General features: G+C 49.8%; 1 rRNA gene. It reads left to right on the top strand.

Annotation, left to right across the window (positions count from 1 at the left end):
- Positions 1-156: 156 nt before the first annotated feature.
- Positions 157-1584: ribosomal RNA gene (locus FC07_RS11905) — 16S ribosomal RNA — on the top strand; the annotation flags it as partial.

The following is a 1584-nucleotide window of genomic DNA, read 5'->3' as shown; positions in this document are numbered from 1 at the left end:
GTAGACCTTTGAAAACTGAACAAAGTTTCGACGAATCAAATGTGTAGGGTCTTAGAACTTCGGTTCTAAGCAAAACATTTGCGAAGTCAATTCAATTATTTGAATAATACTCGCTAGCAACAAATCGAAAAATTGAGCAAATCAATATTTCATATTATATATGAGAGTTTGATCCTGGCTCAGGACGAACGCTGGCGGCGTGCCTAATACATGCAAGTCGAACGCACTGACGTCGACAGAAGGTGCTTGCACTGGAAGTTGATTGACGTGAGTGGCGGACGGGTGAGTAACACGTGGGTAACCTGCCCTTAAGCGGGGGATAACATTTGGAAACAGATGCTAATACCGCATAAAAGTTGAGATCACATGGTCTTAATTTGAAAGACGGCCTTTGGCTGTCACTTAAGGATGGACCCGCGGCGTATTAGCTAGTTGGTGAGATAATAGCCCACCAAGGCGATGATACGTAGCCGACCTGAGAGGGTAATCGGCCACATTGGGACTGAGACACGGCCCAAACTCCTACGGGAGGCAGCAGTAGGGAATCTTCCACAATGGACGAAAGTCTGATGGAGCAACGCCGCGTGAGTGAAGAAGGTTTTCGGATCGTAAAACTCTGTTGTTGGAGAAGAACAGGGACTAGAGTAACTGTTAGTCCTTTGACGGTATCCAACCAGAAAGCCACGGCTAACTACGTGCCAGCAGCCGCGGTAATACGTAGGTGGCAAGCGTTGTCCGGATTTATTGGGCGTAAAGCGAGCGCAGGCGGTTTCTTAAGTCTGATGTGAAAGCCTTCGGCTTAACCGAAGAAGTGCATCAGATACTGGGAAACTTGAGTGCAGAAGAGGAAAGTGGAACTCCATGTGTAGCGGTGAAATGCGTAGATATATGGAAGAACACCAGTGGCGAAGGCGGCTTTCTGGTCTGTAACTGACGCTGAGGCTCGAAAGTATGGGGAGCGAACAGGATTAGATACCCTGGTAGTCCATACCGTAAACGATGAATGCTAAGTGTTGGAGGGTTTCCGCCCTTCAGTGCTGCAGCTAACGCATTAAGCATTCCGCCTGGGGAGTACGACCGCAAGGTTGAAACTCAAAGGAATTGACGGGGGCCCGCACAAGCGGTGGAGCATGTGGTTTAATTCGAAGCTACGCGAAGAACCTTACCAGGTCTTGACATCTAGCGCCAATCCTAGAGATAGGACGTTCCCTTCGGGGACGCTAAGACAGGTGGTGCATGGTTGTCGTCAGCTCGTGTCGTGAGATGTTGGGTTAAGTCCCGCAACGAGCGCAACCCTTATGATTAGTTGCCAGCATTTAGTTGGGCACTCTAATCAGACTGCCGGTGACAAACCGGAGGAAGGTGGGGATGACGTCAAATCAGCATGCCCCTTATGACCTGGGCTACACACGTGCTACAATGGCTAGTACAACGAGTTGCGAACCCGCGAGGGTAAGCTAATCTCTTAAAGCTAGTCTCAGTTCGGATTGTAGGCTGCAACTCGCCTACATGAAGTCGGAATCGCTAGTAATCGCGGATCAGCACGCCGCGGTGAATACGTTCCCGGGCCTTGTACACACCGCC

Origin of the sequence: Loigolactobacillus bifermentans DSM 20003, assembly GCF_001434575.1 — a bacterium.
Classification (GTDB): Bacteria; Bacillota; Bacilli; order Lactobacillales; family Lactobacillaceae; genus Loigolactobacillus; species Loigolactobacillus bifermentans.
Note: the sequence above shows the minus strand (reverse complement) of the source record. Positions and strands in the feature narration are given on the sequence as shown.